Below are 213 nucleotides of genomic sequence, written 5' to 3'. Positions count from 1 at the left end.
CTACAGCTTGGCACTGAACATTGACCCTACATGTGTAGGATAGGTGGGAGGCTTTGAAGCACAGTCGCTAGATTGTGTGGAGCCGACTTGAAATACCACCCTTGTAGTGTTGATGTTCTAACTTAGGTCCCTAATCGGGATTGAGGACAGTGCCTGGTGGGTAGTTTGACTGGGGCGGTCTCCTCCCAAAGAGTAACGGAGGAGCACGAAGGT

The 213-nt window shown here is 51.2% G+C and carries 1 rRNA gene; it reads left to right on the top strand.

Annotated features, from left to right (window positions below):
* Positions 1-213: ribosomal RNA gene (locus tag A7985_RS25595) — 23S ribosomal RNA — on the top strand; the annotation flags it as partial.

This window comes from Pseudoalteromonas luteoviolacea (assembly GCF_001696455.1).
Taxonomy (GTDB): domain Bacteria; phylum Pseudomonadota; class Gammaproteobacteria; order Enterobacterales; family Alteromonadaceae; genus Pseudoalteromonas; species Pseudoalteromonas luteoviolacea_C.
Note: the sequence above shows the minus strand (reverse complement) of the source record. Positions and strands in the feature narration are given on the sequence as shown.